This is a genomic window from Lentilactobacillus farraginis DSM 18382 = JCM 14108 (assembly GCF_000583655.1).
GTDB lineage: Bacteria > Bacillota > Bacilli > Lactobacillales > Lactobacillaceae > Lentilactobacillus > Lentilactobacillus farraginis.
In genome coordinates this window covers 1-22,864 of sequence record NZ_BAKI01000042.1, presented here as the reverse complement: position 1 = coordinate 22,864, position 22,864 = coordinate 1, and the positions used below count along the sequence as shown (strand labels likewise).

Genomic DNA, 22,864 nt, shown 5'->3' with positions numbered 1-22,864 from the left:
TGCAAAACAACAATTGAATTTTTTTAAAAACTCACGCGATTCGTTTTAGCGAATCGCTGTTGTCCTGCGCTTCAAGCAACGAAATTAATTATATAACATCGAATCTTCTAAGTCAAGAAAAACTTTTTCGGAAGCGATTGGTATATGTTGTTCGTATCGAAGCAACGAATAATATATTACCAGCTATTTTAAGTGAGGTCAACAGTTTTTCAAAATTAATTTCATATTTTCTTGAAAAAACTAAGAAAACGGAAAACTGAAGCCATATAATCCCCAAAATCAAGCCGGTATATGTATACTAACACTTGAATACGCAAAGGGAGTCATATTATTGGAAAAAGTTGTCATAATTAATGCTAAACGCACCCCTATTGGAAAACTAAACGGTGCATTAAAAAGCAAAACTGCCGTCAGCCTTGCAACAGACGTTTCAAAAGCGTTAATAGATAAATCGGGTATTTTAACCAGCGACATTGACCAAGTTATCTTTGGTAACGCTATTCAAGCAGGCAATGGTCAAAACGTTGCCCGCCAAATCGAATTAAAAAGCGGCTTATCTTCAAAAACAACTGCCTACACAATTAATCAAGTCTGCGGATCGGGACTAAAAGCCATCCGTCAGGCACAGCTGGAATTACTAATCGGCGGTGCCCGAGTGATTATAGCGGGTGGAACGGAAAGTATGTCCAACGTACCGTTTTTAAATATGAACCAGCGGCAACCGATTAAATTTGGGTCGATTACCGTTTATGACGGCCTGGAACATGACGGGTTAACCGATGCCTTCTCAAACCTGCCAATGGGCATTACAGCAGAAAACGTCGCAAAGACTTACAATATATCCAGAGAACAGCAGGACAACTTTGCTTTGAATTCTCATCTTAAAGCCCAAGCAGCCATTCGAAATCACTACTTTGATGACGAATTAATTCCGATTCAAATTACTAATAAGAAGAAAACGACACTTGTCTCTCAAGATGAAGCCGTTCGATTTGATACCAGCCTGGCACAATTGGCAAAATTACGCCCATCTTTTAAAGAAACCGGGACTGTTACTGCCGGCAACGCGGCCGGTTTAAATGACGGCGCTTCGGCATTGATGATGACCACTGCTGACCATGCCCGGCAGCTTGGGGTAACGCCCTTGGCAGAAATTATCGATTACGCTGAGCAGGGAATCGATCCCAACATTATGGGCTACGCACCCTACTATGCAATCAAAAAATTACTGAAGCAACGAAAAATGCAACCTGAAGACATCGATCTTTTTGAAATTAATGAAGCTTTTGCATCTCAAAGTGTTGCCGTTGCCAGAGATTTACACATCCCCGAAGATCGTTTAAATATTAACGGTGGTGCCATTGCACTTGGTCATCCACTAGGAGATTCAGGCGCCCGGATTGTAACGACATTGATCCATAATCTGAAACGAACGGGCAAAACCTATGGCATTGCTTCACTATGTATGGGTGGCGGTATGGGGTCCGCCATGCTGCTCAAGAAATATGGATAACCTCTCCACTGCTTCAACAGCCGATTTCTTCTTTAATCTTATCTATAGTTAGCCTGCCGGATGAAAGCTATCAATTCGGTTTACCGCTAAAATTACGGTTGCGTTATTGCCGGCTCTTTTCACTCAAATCAATAGCTGCCAGATTCAATCCCGCCGGTTTTTAAATTATCAATCATAAAAGTTGCTGTTTTCTGCTTAAATTAGTTATGATATAGATAAGAAATACGAAAGGATGTGGCACCATGGGAAAATTAAAAAACGAATCCGATAAAGTTGTCGGTAAAACAAAGGAAGGTCTTGGCGAAGCCAGCGGCAACGACAAGATGAAGTTAAAAGGCAAGCTCCAAAATGCATCCGGCAAAGCAAAGGAAAAATTAGCTGACGCTAAGGAAAAGGTTGCTGAAAAAACAAACGATTTCTTGGATAAACATGAGAAAAAAGATCAGGAAGACAAGTAGTTATTCTAAAAAAAGATCGAAAGCCCGGGCCATAAACGCCGCTTTCGATCTTTTTCTTTTCTCACGTAATTCTTCTTGCAATTAAAAAATCGATGCTCTATAATGCTCTTTCGTGCTAAAGAAATCTAATCGTTCAAATTAGAAATATCAAAAAGGATGTGAGCATTGATGTCTGCAACATATTTACGTCAAGCAACGAACCAGGACCTGCCGGAAATCAAAAAAATTATTATGGATGCAAAAGCATTTCTGAAGGAACAGGGAATCGATCAATGGCAGGATGGCTATCCCTCCGATGAAGACTTGGAAACCGATGTTAAGTTTGGGATTACCTACGTCTTAATTATCGACGGTAAAATTGCGGCAACCGCGGCCCTTCACCAAGGTCTCGATGTTAGCTACCTTCAAATTCACGACGGCGAATGGTTAAATGGTGTTCACGGCCGGTATACCGCGATTCATCGAATTGCCATGTCTAAGAATTTTCGGGGCCAGCATCTTTCAGAAAAAATGATTACCGGCCTAATTACCATTTCCAGCGTTCTTGGTTACAAAGATGTTCGAATTGATACACATCCCGATAACAAAGGCATGCAGCACGTTATCACCAGCAACGGCTTTACCAAGCGGGGAACCATCTACATGGCTGAAGGCGATCACGAATCTTCGCCCCGTTATGCTTACCAGCTAATTATCGAATAATGAATCGCGCTTCTTTTCTCCAACTTGGCCTTGATGTACAATGTTTCTATTGAGGTGATCAAATTGGCGCTTTCTGATGCGGACGTTAAAACCGCACTTATAACAATGTATGCAATTGGGATCATTTGTCTGGTAATCATTTTCTTCTTACTGGATAAAATTAACGGACAATTTTTCACTAAATTTTCAATCGGTTTAATTGCCGTTATTTTAATAATGGGTATCATTCTCATTAATCTATTTAGTTTAAGTTAGATTCTATGGATAAAAGGGGCCGGGTTGACTAAGAAACTGTCAACCCGGCCCCTTTTTGTAACCTCAAGTAAGCCGCCGTCACATATTTTTGGATAATTATAACCGCTCGAATGCCTGCTCCAGATCAGCAATTAAATCGTCAACGTCTTCCAAGCCAACCGATAATCGAATCAGCTCGTCCTTAATTCCCATTTCCAACCGCCTTGCTTGGGAATTTCAAAATGCGACATAAATGCCGGAACCTCTACCAGACTTTCAGCCGCGCCCAAACTAACCGCCAAGATGATTAGCTGCAGACTATTCACAAATTTGGCTGCGTCCAACCCATCTTTCAGTTCAAAAGACAGGACGCCACCGGCACCCCGAGCCTCATCTTTAATAATCGCATAGTCGGTACTATTTTTATCAACGGTCGGATAATAAACCCGGCCAACCTTATCATTTCGCTCCAGGTATTTAATAATCTTTTTGGCATTTGAAATGTGCCGGTCCATTCGCAGATTCAACGTTTGAATTCCCCGGCGCAGTAAATTAGCTTCCTGAGGAGCCAAAACCGCACCAATGCTGTTTTGAAGCTTATATACCCGATCGCTGAGTGCTTTATTTTTGGTCACGATGATTCCAGCCATAATATCGGAATGCCCACCCAGGTACTTGGTTGCTGAATGAAGTACCAAATCAGCTCCCAAGTTCAGCGGTTTTTGCAAATAGGGTGTCAAAAAGGTATTATCAACGATCACCATCGCATTGTGCTGATGAGCCAGTCGTGAAATCTGTTTGACACTTGATACTTTCAATAACGGGTTGGTGACAGTTTCGAAATAAACGGCCTTGGTTGCCGGTGTAAAGGCAGCTTCAACCGCTTGAAGGTCCTGGGTATCAACCGCCGTAAACTTAATGCCCCGTGGCTTTAAAAAGTCATTTACCAGTCGAAAAGTCCCGCCGTAAATATTATCACCAATCACCAGATGATCACCGGGTTTAAACAGAGAGAGGGCCGCGTGAATGGCCGCCATACCACTTGAAAAAGCAAATCCCCGGTCGCCATTTTCCAACTCGGCGCACACATTCTCAACGTTATCCCGAGTTGGATTTCCTGACCGTTCATAATCCCAACGAACATCAGACCCCAGCTTGGGATACCGATACGTTGATGAATTATAAATTGGCACATTTACCGCGCCCGTATGGTTATCGTCCGGCTTGCCGCCGCGAACTAACAATGTATTAAATTTGGTCAACCAAAACACCCCTGCATCTTTATTTTAATACACGACTGTCATAAACGCCTGACAACCGAGTAACGTGCAATCTTTAATTAACAACAACCTTTGTCCCCATTGGCACGTGCCGGTTAATCCACTTGGCATCCGGAATCGAGAGTCGGACGCATCCGTGGGAATTTGCCTTTTTTCCAAGATGGCGGGCTTCTGATTTAATATAACGCCCCTGTGCATTCGTTGGGACCGTATGAAACAGATAAACCCCATGGTCTTTCCATGATGTCCAATAACGCGCGCCTTCACGGGATTCGCCATTATAAAAGAAATTACCGCGTTCCTGCTGAATATGATAAGTTCCCTTGGGCGTTGAGTTATGAATCCCAGTTGAAGCATACATCGTATACAGGACGTGTCGGTTATGGCTCATGACATAAACCCGTTGTTTCTTGATGGACACCTGCAAGAAACGGCCATTATTTGCCGTAATCTTGGGATAAGGCTTATTTTGAGACGGCTTTCGCCAATTAATAACCTTAGCCGGCCGCTTTTCTGCCGACGTATCATGATGATGATTATCAGCGTGATCACTGCCACAACCGGTCAGTACGAGGGCTAAAATTATTGTGGTAATGATTTGTAGATATTTTCGCATTATTTCTCACTCTCAATAACAGTCTGAATTTATTATATCATCATCTATTTTTTCGGTTATGAAGTTGTGCTTTAATTTACCCGGCCTTAATAATTAAGAAACTGCCACTGCTTGATTTGCAGCGAGCAAATACAAATACTTATGGGTAACCGGCCGCCCCAAAATCTTCGCCAGTGCCAACGCATACAACGTCAATTGTCCCCGATAACGATCGACGATGTCTAAAACGGTGGTCTTTGGCGTTATTCGATCCGTTTTATAATCAAATAAATAAACGTCTTGATCCGTTATCACATAGCCATCAATAATCCCGTGAATGAGGATGGACTGATCATCATCTTTCTGAAAATCTTTAAAAACGTCCTTGGCCTTCATCAATAATGAAAATGGCGCTTCCCGAAATGTCTTTTCCGGATGTGCCAGGACCAGCTTACCAATGTCACTTTGATAAAATTGAAGAATTTCTGCCACATCCATTTGTTTGGCAACTGCTTCGGGAATAATGTGCTGACGAGTCAGGTTGGCAATCAAGTTGGTCAGCTTTTCAGCAGTCGGCGGGGTCTTTAAATCCACCTGCTGCAAGACCAAGTGCGTGGCTGTGCCGATATCGGTTGGCGCGGGCTTATTGCTATTCTCCGACACAAATGCCGGCGCGCCAAAATCAGCCTTCAGATAACGGCCGGTATTGGCGGCCTTATTTACATCCAGCATAGAATAACCGGACAGCTGCGTATTATCAGGATCATCAAAGAGCCGCTTGATTTCCGAAACCGACTGGTAAGCCGTTGTTACGGTCGCTGCTGTGTACGGGTACTTGAAGGCCATTACCCGGGAAATGGCCGCTTGGGTCGGCTGCTCAACCGGCGCTTTTTTTGCGTCAATTGATCGATAAATTCATTTGGCGATAGTTGATTGTCCGCTTGTCGACCGGACTCCTTAGTGATACGATCATCGTCATAAAAATCAATTTTGAAGCTTGCCCGATTGTCTGCCAGCACGTCAGTTCCAAGGCTGTCACCAAATTGCGCCAGGACACCGGGATGCCTTGAAACAGCCGGCCCAATCCAATCCAAATAACTCTTGGCAGCGTTTCGAACCGCGACCGGCAATACCAACTGCCCGGCATTGGTTAACCCCTGCCAGTGTTCAATCAGCTGTCGGTCATCACCAGTCTTTTCACCCTTTACTTTGGCTATCAGATATAGCTGTTGTTCGGCTCTGGTCATGGCTACGTACAACTTTCGCATTTCCTCTGATAAGCCGGCATTTTTGGTAATGTCCAGAATAGCTTGACGCTGCAAAGGTGACCGAAATTCCCGTGTCTGGTTGTCAAAATAAGAAATCCCAATCCCCCAATGATCGTTTAAAACGTATTTGCCGGTTGTATCCTGCATATTAAAATGCTTGCCGACGTCGTTTAAGAAAACTACCGGGAATTGAAGCCCCTTACTACCATGAATTGTCATCACGTGAACCGTATTTTCAGAAGTTGTCGGGTTGGTGTTGGCCAAATCGTTGTCTCGATCCTGCATTCGCTGAATAAACTTAACAAACTGAAAGAGTCCTTTAAAGCCATTCTTTTCATAATCAGCCGCCCGATCATACAAAGCATGCAGATTGGTTTGCCGTTGAAGTCCTGCCGGCATCCCGCCAACATAATCCAAGTAACCGGTTTGATTATAGATATCCCAAATCAATGCCACCAAGCCATCCTGTTGGGCAACGTCCTTAAAATGCCGCAACTGGCTCATAAACCGGTTAATCTTTTGATAAATTCGGGTCGCATAATCATTGGGCTTAATCGACGAAAAGCCGCGATAAAAATCAAGCACCGCCTGATAGTAATTACCGGTATTCCGATTGATCCGCAAATAAGCCAGCTGGTTTTCATCCAGGCCGACAATCGGCGAGCGCAGAACTGCCACCAGTGGAATATCTTGAAACGGATTATCAATAACTGCCAAAAGCGACATCATAATTTGAATTTCAGTTGTCTTAAAGTAACTCTTGGCACCGGTAATTTCAGCCGGAATGCCGTATTTGCCAAAGACATCTGAAAGGGTCAGCTCGTTATTATGGGTGGGAGAAATAATTGCAATATCGCCATAGGTAACCGGTCGCATTTCTGCTAAATGCTTGTCGTAAATCCGGCTTTGACCATCAACCAACGTTCGAATTTTCTGAGCAATAATTTCGGCCTGACCGCTGTCACTGTCTTCAATCTGATCATCCGCCAACTCTGAATCGTCATTGCTGCCGGCTGCTGTCGATGATTTGGTTCGATAAACGATCAGTGATACATCAGCTTTTAAATCAGTCGGATAATAAGCCGCCCCGAATTTTAATTTTGATTTACCGGTATAATCCACTTCACCTACTTGACTGTCCATTGTCTGTTCAAAAATCAGATTGGCAAATGCGTCAATATTTTCAGCTGATCGGAAATTTTCCGACAGCGTAATCAGTTCGTCGTCGTTATCAGCCTGACGATATTGGGCCTGCTTTTTTATAAACATCGTTGGATCTGCCAACCGGAATCGGTAAATTGATTGCTTAACATCCCCAACCATGAAGCGATTACCATGATCACGGCTGCTGATTTTATTCAAAATTGCATCTTGAAGCCGGTTGTTATCCTGATATTCATCAGTCATAATCTCATAATACTGATCCTGCAGCCGATGGCGGACTTGTTGGGCCTGATCACTTTGGTCGTTCAAAATATCGTATGCCGCGTGTTCAATATCAATAAACTGCATCAAATGCCGCCGCTGCTTAGCCTGCTTGTAAGCAAGCCGAAATGTTTTAACAACCGTGACCAACTTTTCAATCCGGTCCTTGGCTGCCCGCATTAGCGCGACATTATCCTGCTCATTCCAAGTAAAGTAGCCGGCAACCAATTTCCCCCAATCCGTCTTCATCTTGTGATTGGCATTCTTGATCAATTCATGGGTCTTACGCTGATAATCATCGGCAGCTTTGGATAATTTGGCTTTACTTAATGAAGCAAACTTAAATTGGGTTATCAAATCGCGCAACTCGTCCCAATTATCAGCCTGTTCAACCCGTTGCTGCAATTGATCGATTGCTGCTGATTGATCCGAAAACAGCGTTAATATTTTGGTTAAATCCGCCTGCTGCGCCAACTTTATAATTTCCCGATGTGAAAGCTGGAGCCGCTTCAAAGCATCGGCAATTTGCGGGGCAATCAGATTTTGATACAAATCACTATGAATCAGCCCTCTTGCCCGATCTTATAAAATGAAGCCGCGTCATTCAGCCATTTGTCCGGATCTTCATTGACGTTGGCAAACGCGTCCATCTGAAAGACAACGTCGGTCAGCCCGTCATCACTTCTATCATTGGAAAAATTTTCCGTCAAATCAGCAAAAGAATGATCTTTATCTTCACCGTACAGATCTTCCCGGACATTATCCCACACCTGTTCTTTTAGTAATTGGATTTCAGTATTGTCGGAAAGGACGCGAAAATTCGGATCAATTCCCAAAATATAGTAATAACGGGCAACCAACTTCTGACAATAGGCGTCCATTGTCGTAATATCGGCAACCGCGACCTTTCGAATCTGGGTTAATAAATGCTTCCTGCTGTCAGCGCTGGTGGCTTTGGCAAACTCCGATTGAAGCGAGCTTCGCAGTCGTTCACGCATCTCTTTGGCAGCGGCGTTGGTGAAAGTCACCACCAGCAACTGGTCAATATTGATCCCCTGATTTTTAACCATGTCAATAATCCGATCGACCAGTACCCGAGTCTTTCCGGAACCGGCTGATGCGGAAACTAAGACATTACCGGCGGGCCGATCCTTGATAGCTTTTTCTTGATCCGGTGTATATTGCATTATTGCTTTTCACCCCTTAGTTTGTCGATAATTTCTTTTTTAGTGTGCTTAGGCACCAATCGATAGTTGTTTTCCGGCAGCAGTGGATCAAAGTTCATAATGGCTTTGTACGGTGTAAATTGCATTGGCGTGAACTGATCAATCTTAACCGGTGCCAACGACGTATCGCCGTTGAAAATCCGAGTGGAAGCATCCACAATCAACGATTCTGTCCGGTCCAGAAACGCATTCAAATCATTTTCGGTAATCGTCGAGGACGCCTTACCGACGCTGCCGCTTTTCAGCTTGTTAAACGGGTAAACCAGGGAGTGGCCACTGCCATTAGCTAAATCAGTATCCAAATTATCTACCAAATCGGCATCATCCACCAGAATTCCCTGGTACTTGTGCTTGGTTAACAGCGACTTTTCCAAGCCTTTCTGAAAATCATCAGGTTTGAAAGTCGCGTTAAAAATATGCATGTAGAGTGCCCCGGCCAGCAGCGCATCACTGGTATCCGGATTCAGCACTGCCAAATTCTCGCGTAAGACGTCCAAATACGTCAGCAGCTGCATTGACGTACCGATATATGCCTGGTTAAAATCAAATTTCTTATTACTGGATTTATAATCTACAATGCCAAAATATCGTTTATTATTAACTTTCATGGCATCAATTCGATCAATCCGGCCCCGGACGTTGACCTGTTTATGGTTTGGCAGCTCAAAGCTAAGCCCCTTTAAGCCCTTTGAAGACGGCTGGCCAAAGACCAATTCGGTTTTTTGCGGCCGCATTGGGGTTAACTTCTGCTGATCCCGAATCGTTCTGATCATTTGTTGAATCGTTGCTTCCAACTGCATGGTGATATAGTGCATTCGATTTGAGCTGTTCAGGATGACGTACTGAAAATTATCAGGGTCCGCAACCATTGCCGCGACGTTTTCAGCTACCAATTCGTTCACGTCGGCATCGTTTAAGTCAGCCAGGTCGATTTTCTGCTCGTGAACCATTGAAATAATTCGATCCAGCGCCTCATGAAAGAATTGTCCGGTGGAAGCCGGCGACAGTTCAAACTGCTCTCGCTCCTGTAAACGCAATCCATATTTCAGAAAATATTCATAGGGGTTTTCATAAAAAGATTCCAACTGTGAAATTGAAATATTAAGCGCCGATCCGTATAGCTTTTCAGCAATTTCCTGGCTAAGCGGTACCGGTACATTTTTATAATCAATACTACCAAGCAATTGGTCAGTCAACGGGCCAATCTCGGGATCGTGTTTTAATTGGTTAAAAATAAACGTCCAAGTTGCGTTTAACTGTCCTTTATTCTTATAAGTATCCTGAACTACCTGAATCAAATGATGCAGGGTTGCCCGTTTCGTACCAATATACACGGCAACCGGCGTTTGATTATCCGGAACCGCCGCGTGGTGTGTGATTTGTAAATTAAAATGAGCCGCAATTCTGGTAACGTAGGGTGATAAATTAACGTCCGTTTCATCATTTAAGTGACTGGTGTACGAAAAAATCAGCCGGCTCGACGAACTGGTAAATGCCAGGTAATTCAAGTACGGTTCATCAGCCATTAATTCGTCGGCCGGGTCATTTAGATACTGATCATCGTTTAAATTATCCTGAATCTGGACGAGATCATCGTCTCCAAACAAACTGTCATTCACAATTCTTTCAGGCATGGTTTCGTCATTTGAACCGATCATGATGGTAACCTTTCGATTGGCCATCTGCACCATCCCACTTTCAGAGATTTGAACCTGATCCAGTGTTGATGGAATCTGGGAATAGCTGGCCCCTTCAAAGCCCGCGTAAATCAACGCCCAAAAGTCCTGGGCGTCAAACGGCCGATCACCCAAAATCTGCACGCATTCGTCCAGCAGCGAACAAAAAGTCCGCCAAACCTGTTCGATTTCATCCGAACGATTGATTTCCTGCTGATCAACAGCCGCGTTTCGTAATTGCTGCAGTCGTTGGACGACCCCAGTTTCAACCAGAAAATGATATAGCGCAGTCGCCGCATCAGCGTTGGTTTTCGCTCGGTAAAGTCGCCGATAGAATTTCGGCAGCGTATCTTTAACCAAGTGACGAATAACATTGATTTGCCGGGTAATCTCCTTATCACGGTCGGTCAATATCGTCCCGTCATCGTCGTCCGCCACCCAAACGTACTGCCAATCTTCAGCCTGAGTCCATTTTTGCCCTTCAAAGCCGTTCTTTAAGACCAGGTTTTCAGTCAGCGCAACTGCCCGTCGGTAGTCGTCGATTTTCATCGCCGTTCCATCCGAATTCCGGGGTAACACCAGTTCGGATTTTAAAAACCGCATCACATCGTCATACCGATAGTTTCGGAGACGATGATGGTCATAAATATCAAACAGCGAACTTAACAGGTCCACCAAGGGATGGTCCACCATGGACTTTTGAATATCTTTGAAATACGGAATGCCCTGCATGGTAAAAACGGGATCTAAAATGGTTGCGTAGCTATCCAAGCGCCGCGTTAAAATTAAAAAGTCCGAGTAACGGTACTTACCCGTTGAGACCATTTGGCGAATTCGAGCAGCGACCTGATCCAGTTCAGCATATGGGTTATCCGCCTGAAAGATCTGAATACTTTGAGGTGAAACGGTGTTGTCTGCCGTAATCGCCCCCAGGCCACTCGATTGAATCCAAAACTTTTCTAATTTTAAAAGATCCGATGAAAGCCGTGGCTGATCGGCAACTACAGCGGGTAGGTAAGGAATCTTTTGGTCGGCTGCAAACCGGTAAAGCCGATAAAAAAGTTTTCCCGATTGATAAAACAAATTCGGCTGTGTCGGCAGGGCCGTCCGGTAAGGTTTGTCTAAAATCAGTGAGATCGTCATGCTGGCACCGCGTTTGGTTAACGTTTCTACCAACCGACACTCCTGGGCTGTGAATTTTGAAAAACCGGAAATATAAAAATGATAGTTCGTTAAATCGCGTTCTGCCAAATAATCGCTCAGTAGATTCAACACGTCATGATTATCAAAATACTGGTCATCGATTCGTTGATGATAGTCCGCGTAAATAATCGCAAAATCGTGCAATTTATCCCGTAAATCGTTGGATAACTGAGCAGCCGGGCTTTCATTCATTTTCATTAAGTCTTCAGGCAGGACGTTACCAGCCTGCATTGCCGAAATCTGTTTGGCAATCTGATCAATAAAGCCGGGCAGACGGGCCTCCTGACTGAAAAGAAGCAGGTCATCCTGCCGATCGGTAATAATTTGGTACAGCAGCATATTAATTCCAGCCGGACTAATCCGTTGTTTCTGGTATTTAGCTGTGGTCCGTAAAAAATACCAGGCCAATCTGGTAAATGAAAGGACTTGCACGCTGCTTTGAGCAGTTACCCGATCAGTGGGATCCGCCAATTGTTTTAAAATTTCAACTTCTGATTCAAACTTAATGTGGTTGGGAACCAAATAAAAAAACCGGTCATTGGGATTTTCAGCCCGCTGTTTTTGGAGGATTTCAACCATTTTACCTTGGTGGTCAGCCCCGTTGGTTCCCAGTACAAATTGTAATGTCACGGCATATTCTCCCTTCAAATCAACGCTTTTTTGAGTTATCCCGTTTATAAAAGAATCGCTCACGATCGTTTAAACAGTTAGTTATCAAAAACAGGTCCTTTTCATTGAACATTGTAAAAAATAGGCTATTATTAGAGGTGGATGTAACAATGCATCCATCATTTGACCTAAATGAAAGCTTTATGCTTGCATTGATCTTGTTTATGAGGATTGGCCGGCCGCTACGATTTAATATCGGAAGCAAGAATTTACGATCTACCCCCAATATATCTTTCAAGTTCACAGGGCTGACCAATCCTCTCTCCTAATAACGCCTGGATCCAACCAGGCGGTACATAGTAACGCTTTTTACAACTGAAATGAAAACGGCTCGGCTGTTTTTATTTCAGTTTTTAGACTAAAAGCATTTAAGGCTGCAGTGATGTAATTAAGTAGATACATCTTCGCAGCCTTTTTGAGTTGCCCTACCGATCCCTTGAACCGGTGGTTTGGACTTTATTTTCAATCATTACTTTATTGGTATAATATTCCAAATCATCTACAACCTGTTCATTTGGATTTCCCTGCATTTGAGCCGTATGAAGATTTTGTTGCGCAACTGCCCAGTACACCAAGTTATCGGTAATTGGCAGAATATCCCTGATTACGTGAAATTCAAACTTATCTGAATTAGTCATTTTCATATTCAAAAAATTATTCCAATCGGTTACCATCCTCACACCGGTATTTTCCTTTTTGGAAATTGCCATGATAATCACAAAGTGTGAACTGCGGTTTGCAACAAAAAGCTGTTGCTTGAGCTGTTTAATTTGTTCCGGATCCAATTTAATTGCCATATATTCGGACCACACTCCTAACGTTTAATTTAAAATTCATTTGGCCTCATCAATGATACCGACCGATTGGTTAACCAACTTGTGGTTTACCAATGCCATTTCGACTAAGCGGGCAACGTTTTTAGCACTTACCCGGCCATTCGGCATTTGACTGCCTTCATTATACAACTGGTAATTTGACTGATTGGCACTTGTTAAAGTTCCCATTCTAATAATCGAATACGGAATCTCGGATTCGTCAACCAGTTTGGCAGCGTAACGCTGCTGCTTGATAAATTCTGATCGATTAGCCACTTTCGGAAACGTCATTGGTGCCGTTAATTCATCATCAATCCCGGCATAGGAAAGCATAATGAAATGTTGGATAGCGGGGCCGACTTCATCAATTGCGTCAAACAAGGCTTCAAACACCAAATCGACGTCGTTTGGTCCGAGTGCCGAAAGCAGCCAGTCAACGTTTTTTATGGCATTTCCATAATCAGCTGCTGACTGTAAGTCGCCTTGAAAGACACTGACTGCGACCTCGTCATTTTGAGCCAACAACGGCAGCAAGGCCGTGACCACTGGGCTTTGTTGATTCAAAATTAATAATTTTTTCACGTCATTTACTTCCTAGTTGAAATATTTTGTGCTTAACTTAATGTGTACCATAGTATAGAAGGAAAATCAAAGGAGGATTTGCAATATGACTGAAAACGTCACAATTGGCCATTCAAACGTCCAAACTACCCCTTTAGGTTTAGGGACAAACGCTGTTGGTGGTCACAATTTATTTCCCAACCTCGATGAGCAAACCGGCATGCAAACTGTCCGGGCCGCACTGGATAATGGCATCACGATGTTGGACACCGCCTATGCGTATGGGCTCGGCCGCTCAGAAGAATTAATCGGTCAAGTATTGAAAGATTATGATCGTTCTAAAATCACCATCGCAACCAAAGGCGCCCAAATCGTCAAAGACGGTCAAACAACCATCAGCAACGCCCCGGATGACTTAAAGCGCTTCGTTGAAGCCAGCCTCAAACGCCTTCAAACCGACTATCTAGATATATTCTACATCCATTTTCCAGACGAAAACACCGCTAAAGACAAAGCCGTTGCTGCTTTACAGGATTTAAAAGACCAGGGGCTGATTCGGGCCATCGGTGTCTCCAACTTTTCCTTGGCGCAGCTTAAAGAAGCCAATCGAAATCACCAGGTTGACGTTATTGAGAATCAATACAGCTTGGTTCATCGAGACCCTGAAGAAACCCTGTTTCCGTATTTAAAACAGGAACACATCGCTTTTGTCCCCTTCTTTCCCTTGGCATCCGGTCTACTAACAGGTAAATACGATAAAACACCGCAAAAGTTTCCCGAAACCGATTTACGAAGCCAGGATCCCAACTTCTCCGGCAGCCGGTTTAAGGCAATTATTGATTCCGTAAACAACCTGCAGCCAATTGCTGACAATCACGACGCGACAATTGCCCAAATCGTGTTGGCCTGGTACATCAAAAATCCATCAATCAGTGTTGTCATCCCCGGTGCCAAGACGCCCCAGCAGGTTCAAAGCAACGTCAAAGCAATGAACATTGTCTTATCAGATGAAGAATTTAATATGATTGACAACGCGTTTAAATTATTTGAATAAGCGTCTCTTATTGCAGTTTACCACTCACTATTGATTGGCATTATCATTAATATTGAAGCGTGGCTGAACCTGCAGCTCAGAGTGCGTTATTGTCATTCATGATTTTAAAGTATAAAATAGATACCACATTGAGACAAGAAGGGAGCAAAATAATGAGTAAAATTGCCGTAATTGTTACAAACGACGTGGAAGATGTCGAATACACCTCACCAGTTGAGGCACTCAAAAATGCCGGCCATGAGGTTGTTACCATTGAAAATCAGACCGGCAGTCAAATTACCGGTAAGCACGGTGTTGCTATTACCGCCGATAAGGGTATTGCCGATGTTTCGCCTGATGAATTTGATGGACTCTTGATTCCCGGAGGCTTCTCCCCCGATCAACTACGAGCAGATGAGCGCTTTGTCGACTTCGTTAAAGCCTTTTTGCTAAGCGACAAACCCGTTTTTGCAATTTGTCACGGCCCACAATTATTCATTCAGACCGGATTAACCAAAGGACGCACTATGACAGCCTACACAACTGTTCGGCCTGACTTGTATTACGCCGGTGCAGTTGTAAAAGATCAACCGGTCGTCGTAGATCAAAACCTGGTTACCAGCCGGACACCGGATGATTTGGACGCATTCAACAGTTCAATGCTTGAAACTTTGAAGAAAAATGCTTAACTTAAAATAATAAAAGCTATTGCACCTTAAAATCGGACAGTTATTCAAAATTGGTCTTCGATATGCTCAAACAGCTTCTTAACGTTTAAACCATATCGAACAATCATCTTTGAATGACTGTCCGTTTTTGTGCAACCATAAAAAGAAACCGCTTTAATTAGTAAATAATTCCTGCTACCGGCGACTTTTAATTCGGTTATTGAAGATAATAAGCTATAATGGTAATATAAAATGCGTTGTTTTTATTTTATATCCGAACAATAAGGGGAGCTATTATTTTATGCTAAATTCAATTGCCAAGTTCTTCGACTTTGAGGGTCGAAAAACTAATTTTCGTCGCGAAACAATTGCCGGTATTACGACTTTTGTTTCGATGGTTTATATTTTATTCGTCAACCCCAACGTTTTAGGCGTTACCGGCATGGACAAGGGGGCTATCTTTACAGCCACCGCCTTGGCTTCGGCCTTCGGGTGCTTTTTAATGGGCCTGATTGCCAACTATCCGATTGCGATTTCAGCTAGTCTGGGAATTAATGCCTTTTTCGCCTATTCAGTTGTCATCGGCATGAAAGTGTCGTGGCAAACCGCATTGGCCGGGGTTTTTGTTGCTTCAGTCATCTTTATTATCCTAACGGCCTTAAAATTACGGGAAAAAATTATTGATTCAATTCCCGCCGACTTTAAAGCCGCAATTGGTGGCGGTATTGGTTTATTTATCGCCTTTATTGGCATGAATGATGGCGGTCTGATTCAGTCCAGCAAAGATACATTGGTTAGCTTGGGATCACTGCACGTTGGCACGACTTGGCTGACGATCTTCGGCCTGCTGGTTTCTGTTATCCTGATGAGCCGAAAAGTTCCCGGTGCAATCTTTATCGGAATGGTTTTAAACGCTATTTTGGGAATGGTGACCGGCTTAATTCCACTACCCCATCAATGGGTGTCCGGTATGCCCAGTCTGGCACCAACCTTTGGCGTCGCCCTGTCACATATCGGCGACATCAACTCACTTCAATTAGTGGTGGTCGTCCTGACATTTCTACTGGTAACCTTTTTTGATACGGCGGGGACGCTGGTCGGTTTGGCTGAACAAGCCGGCTTCATTGAAAATAACCGGATCCCCAGAATCGGTCGGGCACTGATCGCCGATTCATCTACAATGGCCGTTGGTTCCATTTTGGGAACTTCGCCAATGGGGGCCTTTGTTGAATCGTCTGCCGGTATCGCGGTTGGTGGCCGAACCGGTTTCACGGCCGTTGTCGTTGGTATCCTATTTGTTTTGGGAACTTTCTTTTCACCACTATTGACGGTTATTACCAGCCAGGTAACCGCACCGGCCTTGATTATTGTCGGTGTCTTGATGGCGCAATCTTTGAAAAACGTCCACTGGGAAAAATTTGAAATTGCTGCTCCGGCTTTCATTACCCTGGTTGGGATGCCGTTTACCTACAGCATTGCTGACGGAATTGCCCTTGGCTTTATCACTTACCCAATCACAATGATTGCCGCAAAACGCGGTAAGGAAGTCAGTGCCATGATGTACGGCCTGGCCGTGGTCTTTGTCATCTTCCTGTGGATTTTAAACAGTTAATCGTCAGTCAATACAACCAAGTTGAAATGTATCGGGAAAAGCTGTAAAGTTAGTAGGTTACAAATAACTAAATAATTTACAAGGAAGGAATTTGCTATGAATTCTAAGACTAATGTTCTCGGCATCGACAGTGTGGTTGACCTGACCAAAGCTGCCGTTGTTGCTGCACTCTACATCGCGTTAACGATGGTCTTTGCAGCCGTAAGTTATGGGCCTATTCAATTTCGTTTTTCCGAAGGATTGAACAACCTCGTCCCATTCAACAAACGCTACATCGTCGCCATTACGCTGGCCTGCTTTATTACCAACATTATGTCGCCAAACGGTGCGATTGACATGGTGGTTGGGACTGCGGAAACCCTGATTAACCTGCTTACCATCTATCTGGTTACCAAGCATATGAAATCAGTGGTTGCCAAATTGGTTGTTTCCGTTCTGATCGGAACATTCTATATGTTCATTATTGGTTTTGAAATTGCAATTATCGGCCATAGTGCTTTTTGGCCAACATTCTGGAGTACCTACCTGACTGCCGGTATCGGTGAATTTGTCACTATGACAATCGGGGCGGTTATTCTCTATCTGATTAATTTAAAATATGATTTAAGTAGATAATCTGCTGTAAAAGTCTAAATAACAATTGATAAGTCAGACAATTGTATCTCGGCTCAAATAAAGGTCCTGTAAGATCAGTATTCCAGATAACTGATTTTACAGAACCTTTTTTAAGAAGGATGAGCTTTTGAACTATCTCAACTATTTTCTGTCAACATTCAAAACTTCTTAATACTCTAATTGGAATAAAGCCGATTAACTTCAAGCCTAACTTCCTTTATGTTCCACATAGTCACTGGCTTTTTTAACGACCACATAAATAAAGATAAACCTAATAATCATAACCAGTATCCAGGGTAAGTAATCTTTTTCATACTCCAAGAAAAACCAAGCCAGGAAAAATAATGTGATAGTTACTGGATAGACAACTTTTTTCAATATTCGATTCTCCCACTGCTTCAATTTATCTGCCTTACATTAAACAGACTAATTTCTTCCACTATGAAGCTTCATTGTAAGGATACAAGATGAATTTGAATTTTTTGTGAATTTACTTTTCAGCAATGCGGTAACCAAATTAAAGCTATGTTTCAATATCAGGCTGCGCAGTGCTATGCAAGAACGAATAATGACATTTTTATTGGCGAAAGCCACCATTTATTATTTGAAAGACTATTTTTTAGAATTACCGTAACTATAAGCATGTATTAAATGGTGCTTTTACTTACCTCGAGGAGTCTTGTGGAACAAAAAATGTAACGATTCCGACTACAATTTCCATTATTAAAAAAGGAAACATGAAATAGTAATTCATTACAATCTGATAAATGACTGGAACCAAAGTGCAAATAATCAAAATTGAAGACAGAATTCTAATCGCTAATTTGTTTACAGGAAATAAATATATTAACCCAACAACAACATTTACGCCTGCAGCTCCGATTATATAGTAAACAGGAGATGCGATTGGTGGAAGTGGATATGGCCCAAGTGCAAAAATTCCTAAGAACCCGGTAATCCAACCGATAAATATAAATATAAAGCTTATTAAGAATCTATATTGTTTTTGCATATTTATTCTTCCCCCCTTTGAAAATCAACCCATACTTTCCCTTCCTCGGAAATAGTTATCCAAGTTGTCAGGTACGGCAATCCCACCAATCGCCACATTGCTGTCTGTATTAATTTTAGTACTTTGGGGACTGAATGAGGATTATTAGAACTGGTCTGATTGGAATCTTGCACATGTTTGAAACGGCTTAATCCTAAGTATCCTGAACAATTTCAAAAACAGCATGTCAAATTCCACTAAATCAGCTGCATCAAGTCACCCAAACTATGCTATGCTAATAACAGCTAGGGGAGCAATTCGCTGAGACCTGAAAGGGAACCCTTTGAACCTGAGAGTCAGTACTCGCGTAGGAAAGCCGTTATTTAACGTGAAAACTAAAATCAATTCAAGGGCGAACCATCTCAAATAACTTCTCTAGCAATAAAGTAAAAATTGCTGAGAAGTTATTTTTAGATTGGAGAATCACCTAATGACAACTATTAAAGAACAGCTTTTAACCGCAATTGACCAGCACCAAGACGAGCTGCTAAAGCAACTTGACCGAATTGTCGCCTTCAACACCGTTTCACCACCCGCACGAAATACCGCTGATCTGCAACAGGTGATCCATGATGAACTGACCGACTACGGATTTGACGCCAAACAACAGGATTTCTACGATGGTGATAAACTCCTGTCGGCAACTAAAAAAGGCAGCCAATCCGCTACCCATCACAGCCTGATTTTAAACGGTCACGTTGATGTTGCCGCACTGGAAAATCGTGATGAATGGCAGACGGACCCTTTTAAGCTGGTTAAAAATGGTGATATATTAATTGGCCGGGGTGTCAGTGATATGAAAGGGGCGATTGCCGCCTACCTGTTTATCTTTCAAATGCTTAAGGAATTAAATATTAGCTTACCAGGGGATTTGAAGTTTCAATCAGTAGTTGGTGAGGAATTGGGTGAAGCCGGTACTAAAACACTGCTCAAACAGGGCGAAAAAGCCGATTTTGCGATTATCGGCGATACGTCCGGAACCCATTTTCAAGGACAAGGCGGCGTGATTACCGGCTGGATTACGTTAAGAAGCCCGCATACCTACCATGACGGCAACCGCATCTCGATGGTCCAAACCGGTGGTGGGTTAAAAGCCGCCAGCATGGTCGAAAAAATGACGGTGGTAATTTCCGCACTCCAAACTCTCGAACGCTACTGGGGAATTACTAAAAGCTACCCCGGCTTTAAACCCGGCACCGACACAATCAATCCGGCCTACATCAAGGGTGGCATTCACCCGGCATTTGTTGCCGACGAATGCCGATTGTGGATTACCGTTCACTTCTACCCAAATGAAACTGTCGAAGGTATCGAAAAGGAAGTTGAAGACGAGGTTATCGCAGCCGCCAAAGCTGATCCTTGGCTACGTGACAACCTGCCAACATTTAATTGGGGCGGTGACTCCATGTTAGTCGATAAGGGCGAGGTCTTTCCAGCCCTTGAACTGGATTCTGACAGCCCAGCCATGCAACTGTTAGCAACTTCCCATCAGTCATCATTCGGTCACCAGCCGGTAATTGGCATGTCGACTTCCGTTTCAGATGGCGGCTGGTTTGGCTACTACCACATCCCCGCCGTTATTTACGGGCCGGGAGAGCTGGTTCAAGCCCACAGTGATAATGAAAGTGCCAGCTTTGAGCAACTCTTGAATTACACAAAATCGATTGCCGGTTTTGTGGTCGACTGGTGCCAAAGGGAAAAATAACCAAATACCGTCAATTCACCCCACTCACGTTGGTTTAATACTTCAGTCAGCTCTTAATCTCTTTCTTTTCAAAAATAAATTGAATATAATAGGTATGTGAAGTTAATCACGTATCTGCCAAGGAGGTTTTTTATATGACCCAAGTATTTGCCAGCCCCAGCACCTATATTCAAGGTCCGGGAGAATTGTTCAACAGCGTTCAATATATTCAGAAGTATGGTCAAAAAGTTCTGCTTCTTTCAGATCCAACCGTTTTAAAAATCGTTGGTAATCAATTTATCGACTATTTAAAGAAAAATAATTTTGATGTCAACCTGGCAACTTTTGAAGGTGAAGCATCCGAATCTGAAATCAATCGGGTTACCGAAATCGGCAAACAACATCAAGATCAGCTGATTATTGGTCTTGGCGGTGGTAAAACCGCTGATTCAGCCAAAGCAATCGCTGACAATCTCAACATTGCCGCAATGATCGCACCGACGATTGCTTCAACCGACGCACCTTGTTCCCGTCTTTCGGTTATTTACACCGATGATGGGCAATTTGATCACTACCGGTTCTATAAAAAGAACCCCGAAATTGTTTTACTGGATACTAAAATCATTGCCGGCGCGCCGGTTCAGTTATTAATCTCTGGAATGGCCGATGCTTTGGCAACCAATGTCGAAGCAATCGACGTTCGTAAAGCCAACGCCGATAACATGCTGGGTGCCAAACAAACGATCGTGGCCGGTTCAATTGGGCAAGCCTGTGAGGATACCCTGTTTGAATACGCCGACTTGGCGGTCGCTGCCAACCGGGCTCACGTTGCGACCGACGCACTTAATCATATCGTTGAAGCCAACACGCTGCTTAGCGGACTGGGCTTTGAAAGCGGCGGCTTAGCGGCGGCTCACGCTATTCATAATGGTTTTACCGCGTTATCGGGTGATATTCATCATTTGACCCACGGCGAAAAGGTGGCCTACGGAACATTAGTTGAATTAATTCTGGACGGTAGTGATCAAAAACGCTTTGAAAAATTCTTGAAGTTTGACTTGAAACTTGGCCTGCCAACCACCCTTACCCGGCTTCACTTGGCAAACGCATCCGATGAAGATTTGATGAAAGTCGCCACGCAAGCTTGTGACGAAAACGACACAATGAAATGTATGCCGACCGACATCACACCGGCTGACGTTTTTGCCGCAATCAAGGCAGTGGACGAATACAGCCGGGACTTCCAAGGTAAATCTGTCATGGAATTAGATTAAATAATCGTTTGATTTTTAAAGAAGGTCCCCAAAGCCAGCAAACAAACTGGTTTTAGGGACCTTCTTGATAAGCTTCGATACGGTTAATTGTTAGCCCGGTTAACTGCTAATGCCACAAAGCAACAGCAGTAAATATAAGACTTATAAAAAGATTTCTTAAATCTCTTAATTTCATTCTCTTAGGAATTAAGCCTCGATACTCACCATATTTTATCCAGTAACGGGTTGTCTTATCCACATATCAGAATTAACATAAGTAAAAACCTGTTAATTTAAGGAGGATTTTCGTGCGAAGATTCATACGGTTATTGATACAATTAATGCTTTTCCTGATGGCATACTTATTTTTAGAAGGTATTACCTTTGACTGGCACGCGCAGACCGTGGCACAAACCCAACTCAACATTTTAAAAAACCAGCCTAACAAGCTAAAAAGAATTTGCGACAAACAGACCTACAATCAAATTCGAAAGGCCCGCCAAATCAAGCTTTCCTTCACCACCGATAACCAAGGTGGTTCAGGCATTGCCTATTATCCGGCAAAGATTAACCATTCAAAGTATTACGGTATCACACTGAAAATCAATTCGGAAATACCAACCAAGTTTACCTTGGTTAGGATTAGATATTTTGGCAAACACTGACCTAAATTTGAACAGCAGCTCGGAGTACTTTTAATCGCTTTTATAGGATTTACGCCCGTCAGTATCATCATCTTAACAGCGTTTTTGGCAGAAATCGAAAGCAGTAACACGCCCAAAATTTTTTAGTTTATCATCCCTGGGAATGCCATTAAAGGTATTGGCAGCACTTCTGTTTCTATTCATTTTCAGTCTGATCCCCCACGTTTTATTGTGCGATATTATCCCCTTAATATGCACACTTAAATCCTGTTATAGTTCGGTATCCTTTATTTGGCAATCCATATTCGTAACTAAACTTCTCATAGCATTTACTATGACAGCATTGCGCTTTTGCATATGCATAAATATTTGTAATGCCATCATTTTTTTTGCAATTTAATAAGTTGCTTTTATTTACTTATTTCAAAAAAGGGATATTATAAAGATGTAATAAGTTGGTCTTATTTTCCACTAATCATCGATGCGCAAACATCGTTTTTTAGGGAGGATGTTTGCAATGACTAAAAAAACAGTAACCTAAAAAGAACGTTTCATTATCGCAATTTCAACACTTATTACGGTAATTTCAGTAAGCCTCATAATGGAATATTTTTTGAACGACTGGGACTCATTCCTTTTACCAAAATGGTTAATAGCTATAATTATTGGCGCCATTATA

19 protein-coding genes and 1 pseudogene are annotated in these 22,864 nt (G+C 42.9%); 10 read left to right on the top strand and 10 right to left on the bottom strand.

The window, feature by feature from the left end:
- Positions 1-331: 331 nt before the first annotated feature.
- The 3 genes from JCM14108_RS11460 (at position 332) to JCM14108_RS11450 (ending at position 2,673) form a co-directional block, all read left to right on the top strand.
- The gene (locus tag JCM14108_RS11460) at positions 332-1,513 is read left to right on the top strand and encodes a thiolase family protein (RefSeq protein WP_035180944.1); all 1,182 of its coding nucleotides are present in this window, start codon (positions 332-334) and stop codon (positions 1,511-1,513) included.
- 242 nt (positions 1,514-1,755) lie between these two features.
- Positions 1,756-1,971, top strand: coding sequence for a CsbD family protein (locus JCM14108_RS11455; protein WP_035180943.1), 216 nt, complete (start codon positions 1,756-1,758; stop codon positions 1,969-1,971).
- Positions 1,972-2,139: 168 nt separating this feature from the next.
- Positions 2,140-2,673 carry a GNAT family N-acetyltransferase gene (locus JCM14108_RS11450; RefSeq protein ID WP_035180942.1) on the top strand — a complete coding sequence of 178 codons (534 nt, stop codon included), beginning with the start codon at positions 2,140-2,142 and terminating at the stop codon, positions 2,671-2,673.
- A gap of 351 nt (positions 2,674-3,024) precedes the next feature.
- Here JCM14108_RS11450 and JCM14108_RS11440 read toward each other — a convergent pair.
- From JCM14108_RS11440 to JCM14108_RS11415, 8 genes and pseudogenes are all read right to left on the bottom strand, one after another.
- Positions 3,025-4,169: pseudogene (locus tag JCM14108_RS11440) on the bottom strand (trans-sulfuration enzyme family protein).
- Positions 4,170-4,242: 73 nt separating this feature from the next.
- Positions 4,243-4,803 (bottom strand): L,D-transpeptidase, encoded by a 561-nt coding sequence (locus JCM14108_RS11435; RefSeq protein ID WP_420805525.1) that lies wholly within the window; start codon positions 4,801-4,803, stop codon positions 4,243-4,245.
- Between the two features lie 93 nt (positions 4,804-4,896).
- Positions 4,897-5,628 carry a PD-(D/E)XK nuclease family protein gene (locus JCM14108_RS15535; RefSeq protein ID WP_237745820.1) on the bottom strand — a complete coding sequence of 244 codons (732 nt, stop codon included), beginning with the start codon at positions 5,626-5,628 and terminating at the stop codon, positions 4,897-4,899.
- Positions 5,628-8,027: a helicase-exonuclease AddAB subunit AddA gene (gene addA / locus JCM14108_RS15530; RefSeq protein ID WP_237745819.1), complete on the bottom strand. Its 2,400-nt coding sequence runs from the start codon at positions 8,025-8,027 to the stop codon at positions 5,628-5,630. Before addA ends, JCM14108_RS15535 begins: the two co-directional genes overlap by 1 nt.
- Before the next feature lie 11 nt (positions 8,028-8,038).
- Positions 8,039-8,662: a UvrD-helicase domain-containing protein gene (locus JCM14108_RS15525; RefSeq protein WP_237745818.1), complete on the bottom strand. Its 624-nt coding sequence runs from the start codon at positions 8,660-8,662 to the stop codon at positions 8,039-8,041.
- The gene (locus JCM14108_RS11425; RefSeq protein WP_035180935.1) at positions 8,662-12,210 is read right to left on the bottom strand and encodes a PD-(D/E)XK nuclease family protein; all 3,549 of its coding nucleotides are present in this window, start codon (positions 12,208-12,210) and stop codon (positions 8,662-8,664) included. Before JCM14108_RS11425 ends, JCM14108_RS15525 begins: the two co-directional genes overlap by 1 nt.
- Before the next feature lie 464 nt (positions 12,211-12,674).
- Positions 12,675-13,046 (bottom strand): hypothetical protein, encoded by a 372-nt coding sequence (locus JCM14108_RS11420; protein WP_035180933.1) that lies wholly within the window; start codon positions 13,044-13,046, stop codon positions 12,675-12,677.
- 36 nt (positions 13,047-13,082) lie between these two features.
- Complete coding sequence (locus JCM14108_RS11415) at positions 13,083-13,646, bottom strand: SDR family oxidoreductase (protein WP_035180931.1); 564 nt, start codon at positions 13,644-13,646, stop codon at positions 13,083-13,085.
- A gap of 85 nt (positions 13,647-13,731) precedes the next feature.
- Between JCM14108_RS11415 and JCM14108_RS11410 the strand changes: the two genes are divergently transcribed.
- From JCM14108_RS11410 to JCM14108_RS11395, 4 genes are all read left to right on the top strand, one after another.
- Complete coding sequence (locus JCM14108_RS11410) at positions 13,732-14,679, top strand: aldo/keto reductase (RefSeq protein ID WP_035180929.1); 948 nt, start codon at positions 13,732-13,734, stop codon at positions 14,677-14,679.
- A gap of 152 nt (positions 14,680-14,831) precedes the next feature.
- On the top strand, positions 14,832-15,347 hold the full coding sequence (locus tag JCM14108_RS11405) for a type 1 glutamine amidotransferase domain-containing protein (protein WP_035180927.1): 516 nt from the start codon (positions 14,832-14,834) through the stop codon (positions 15,345-15,347).
- Between the two features lie 280 nt (positions 15,348-15,627).
- The gene (locus tag JCM14108_RS11400) at positions 15,628-16,938 is read left to right on the top strand and encodes an NCS2 family permease (protein ID WP_035180924.1); all 1,311 of its coding nucleotides are present in this window, start codon (positions 15,628-15,630) and stop codon (positions 16,936-16,938) included.
- Between the two features lie 96 nt (positions 16,939-17,034).
- Positions 17,035-17,553, top strand: a complete 519-nt coding sequence (locus JCM14108_RS11395) for a QueT transporter family protein (protein ID WP_035180922.1) — start codon at positions 17,035-17,037, stop codon at positions 17,551-17,553.
- 207 nt (positions 17,554-17,760) lie between these two features.
- On the opposite strand, the gene JCM14108_RS14715 is transcribed toward JCM14108_RS11395, so the two are convergent.
- Both JCM14108_RS14715 and JCM14108_RS11390 read right to left on the bottom strand, forming a co-directional pair.
- The gene (locus tag JCM14108_RS14715; protein ID WP_156654960.1) at positions 17,761-17,931 is read right to left on the bottom strand and encodes a hypothetical protein; all 171 of its coding nucleotides are present in this window, start codon (positions 17,929-17,931) and stop codon (positions 17,761-17,763) included.
- A gap of 286 nt (positions 17,932-18,217) precedes the next feature.
- The gene (locus tag JCM14108_RS11390; RefSeq protein ID WP_051996154.1) at positions 18,218-18,565 is read right to left on the bottom strand and encodes a hypothetical protein; all 348 of its coding nucleotides are present in this window, start codon (positions 18,563-18,565) and stop codon (positions 18,218-18,220) included.
- A gap of 469 nt (positions 18,566-19,034) precedes the next feature.
- Here JCM14108_RS11390 and JCM14108_RS11385 point away from each other — a divergent pair, with 469 nt between their 5' ends.
- The 3 genes from JCM14108_RS11385 (at position 19,035) to JCM14108_RS11375 (ending at position 22,206) form a co-directional block, all read left to right on the top strand.
- Entirely contained in the window at positions 19,035-20,309 is a 1,275-nt protein-coding gene (locus JCM14108_RS11385) for an acetylornithine deacetylase (RefSeq protein ID WP_035180920.1), read from the top strand.
- 134 nt (positions 20,310-20,443) lie between these two features.
- Entirely contained in the window at positions 20,444-21,562 is a 1,119-nt protein-coding gene (locus JCM14108_RS11380; protein ID WP_035180919.1) for a glycerol dehydrogenase, read from the top strand.
- A gap of 287 nt (positions 21,563-21,849) precedes the next feature.
- On the top strand, positions 21,850-22,206 hold the full coding sequence (locus JCM14108_RS11375) for a hypothetical protein (RefSeq protein ID WP_056984058.1): 357 nt from the start codon (positions 21,850-21,852) through the stop codon (positions 22,204-22,206).
- Positions 22,207-22,864 lie beyond the last annotated feature (658 nt).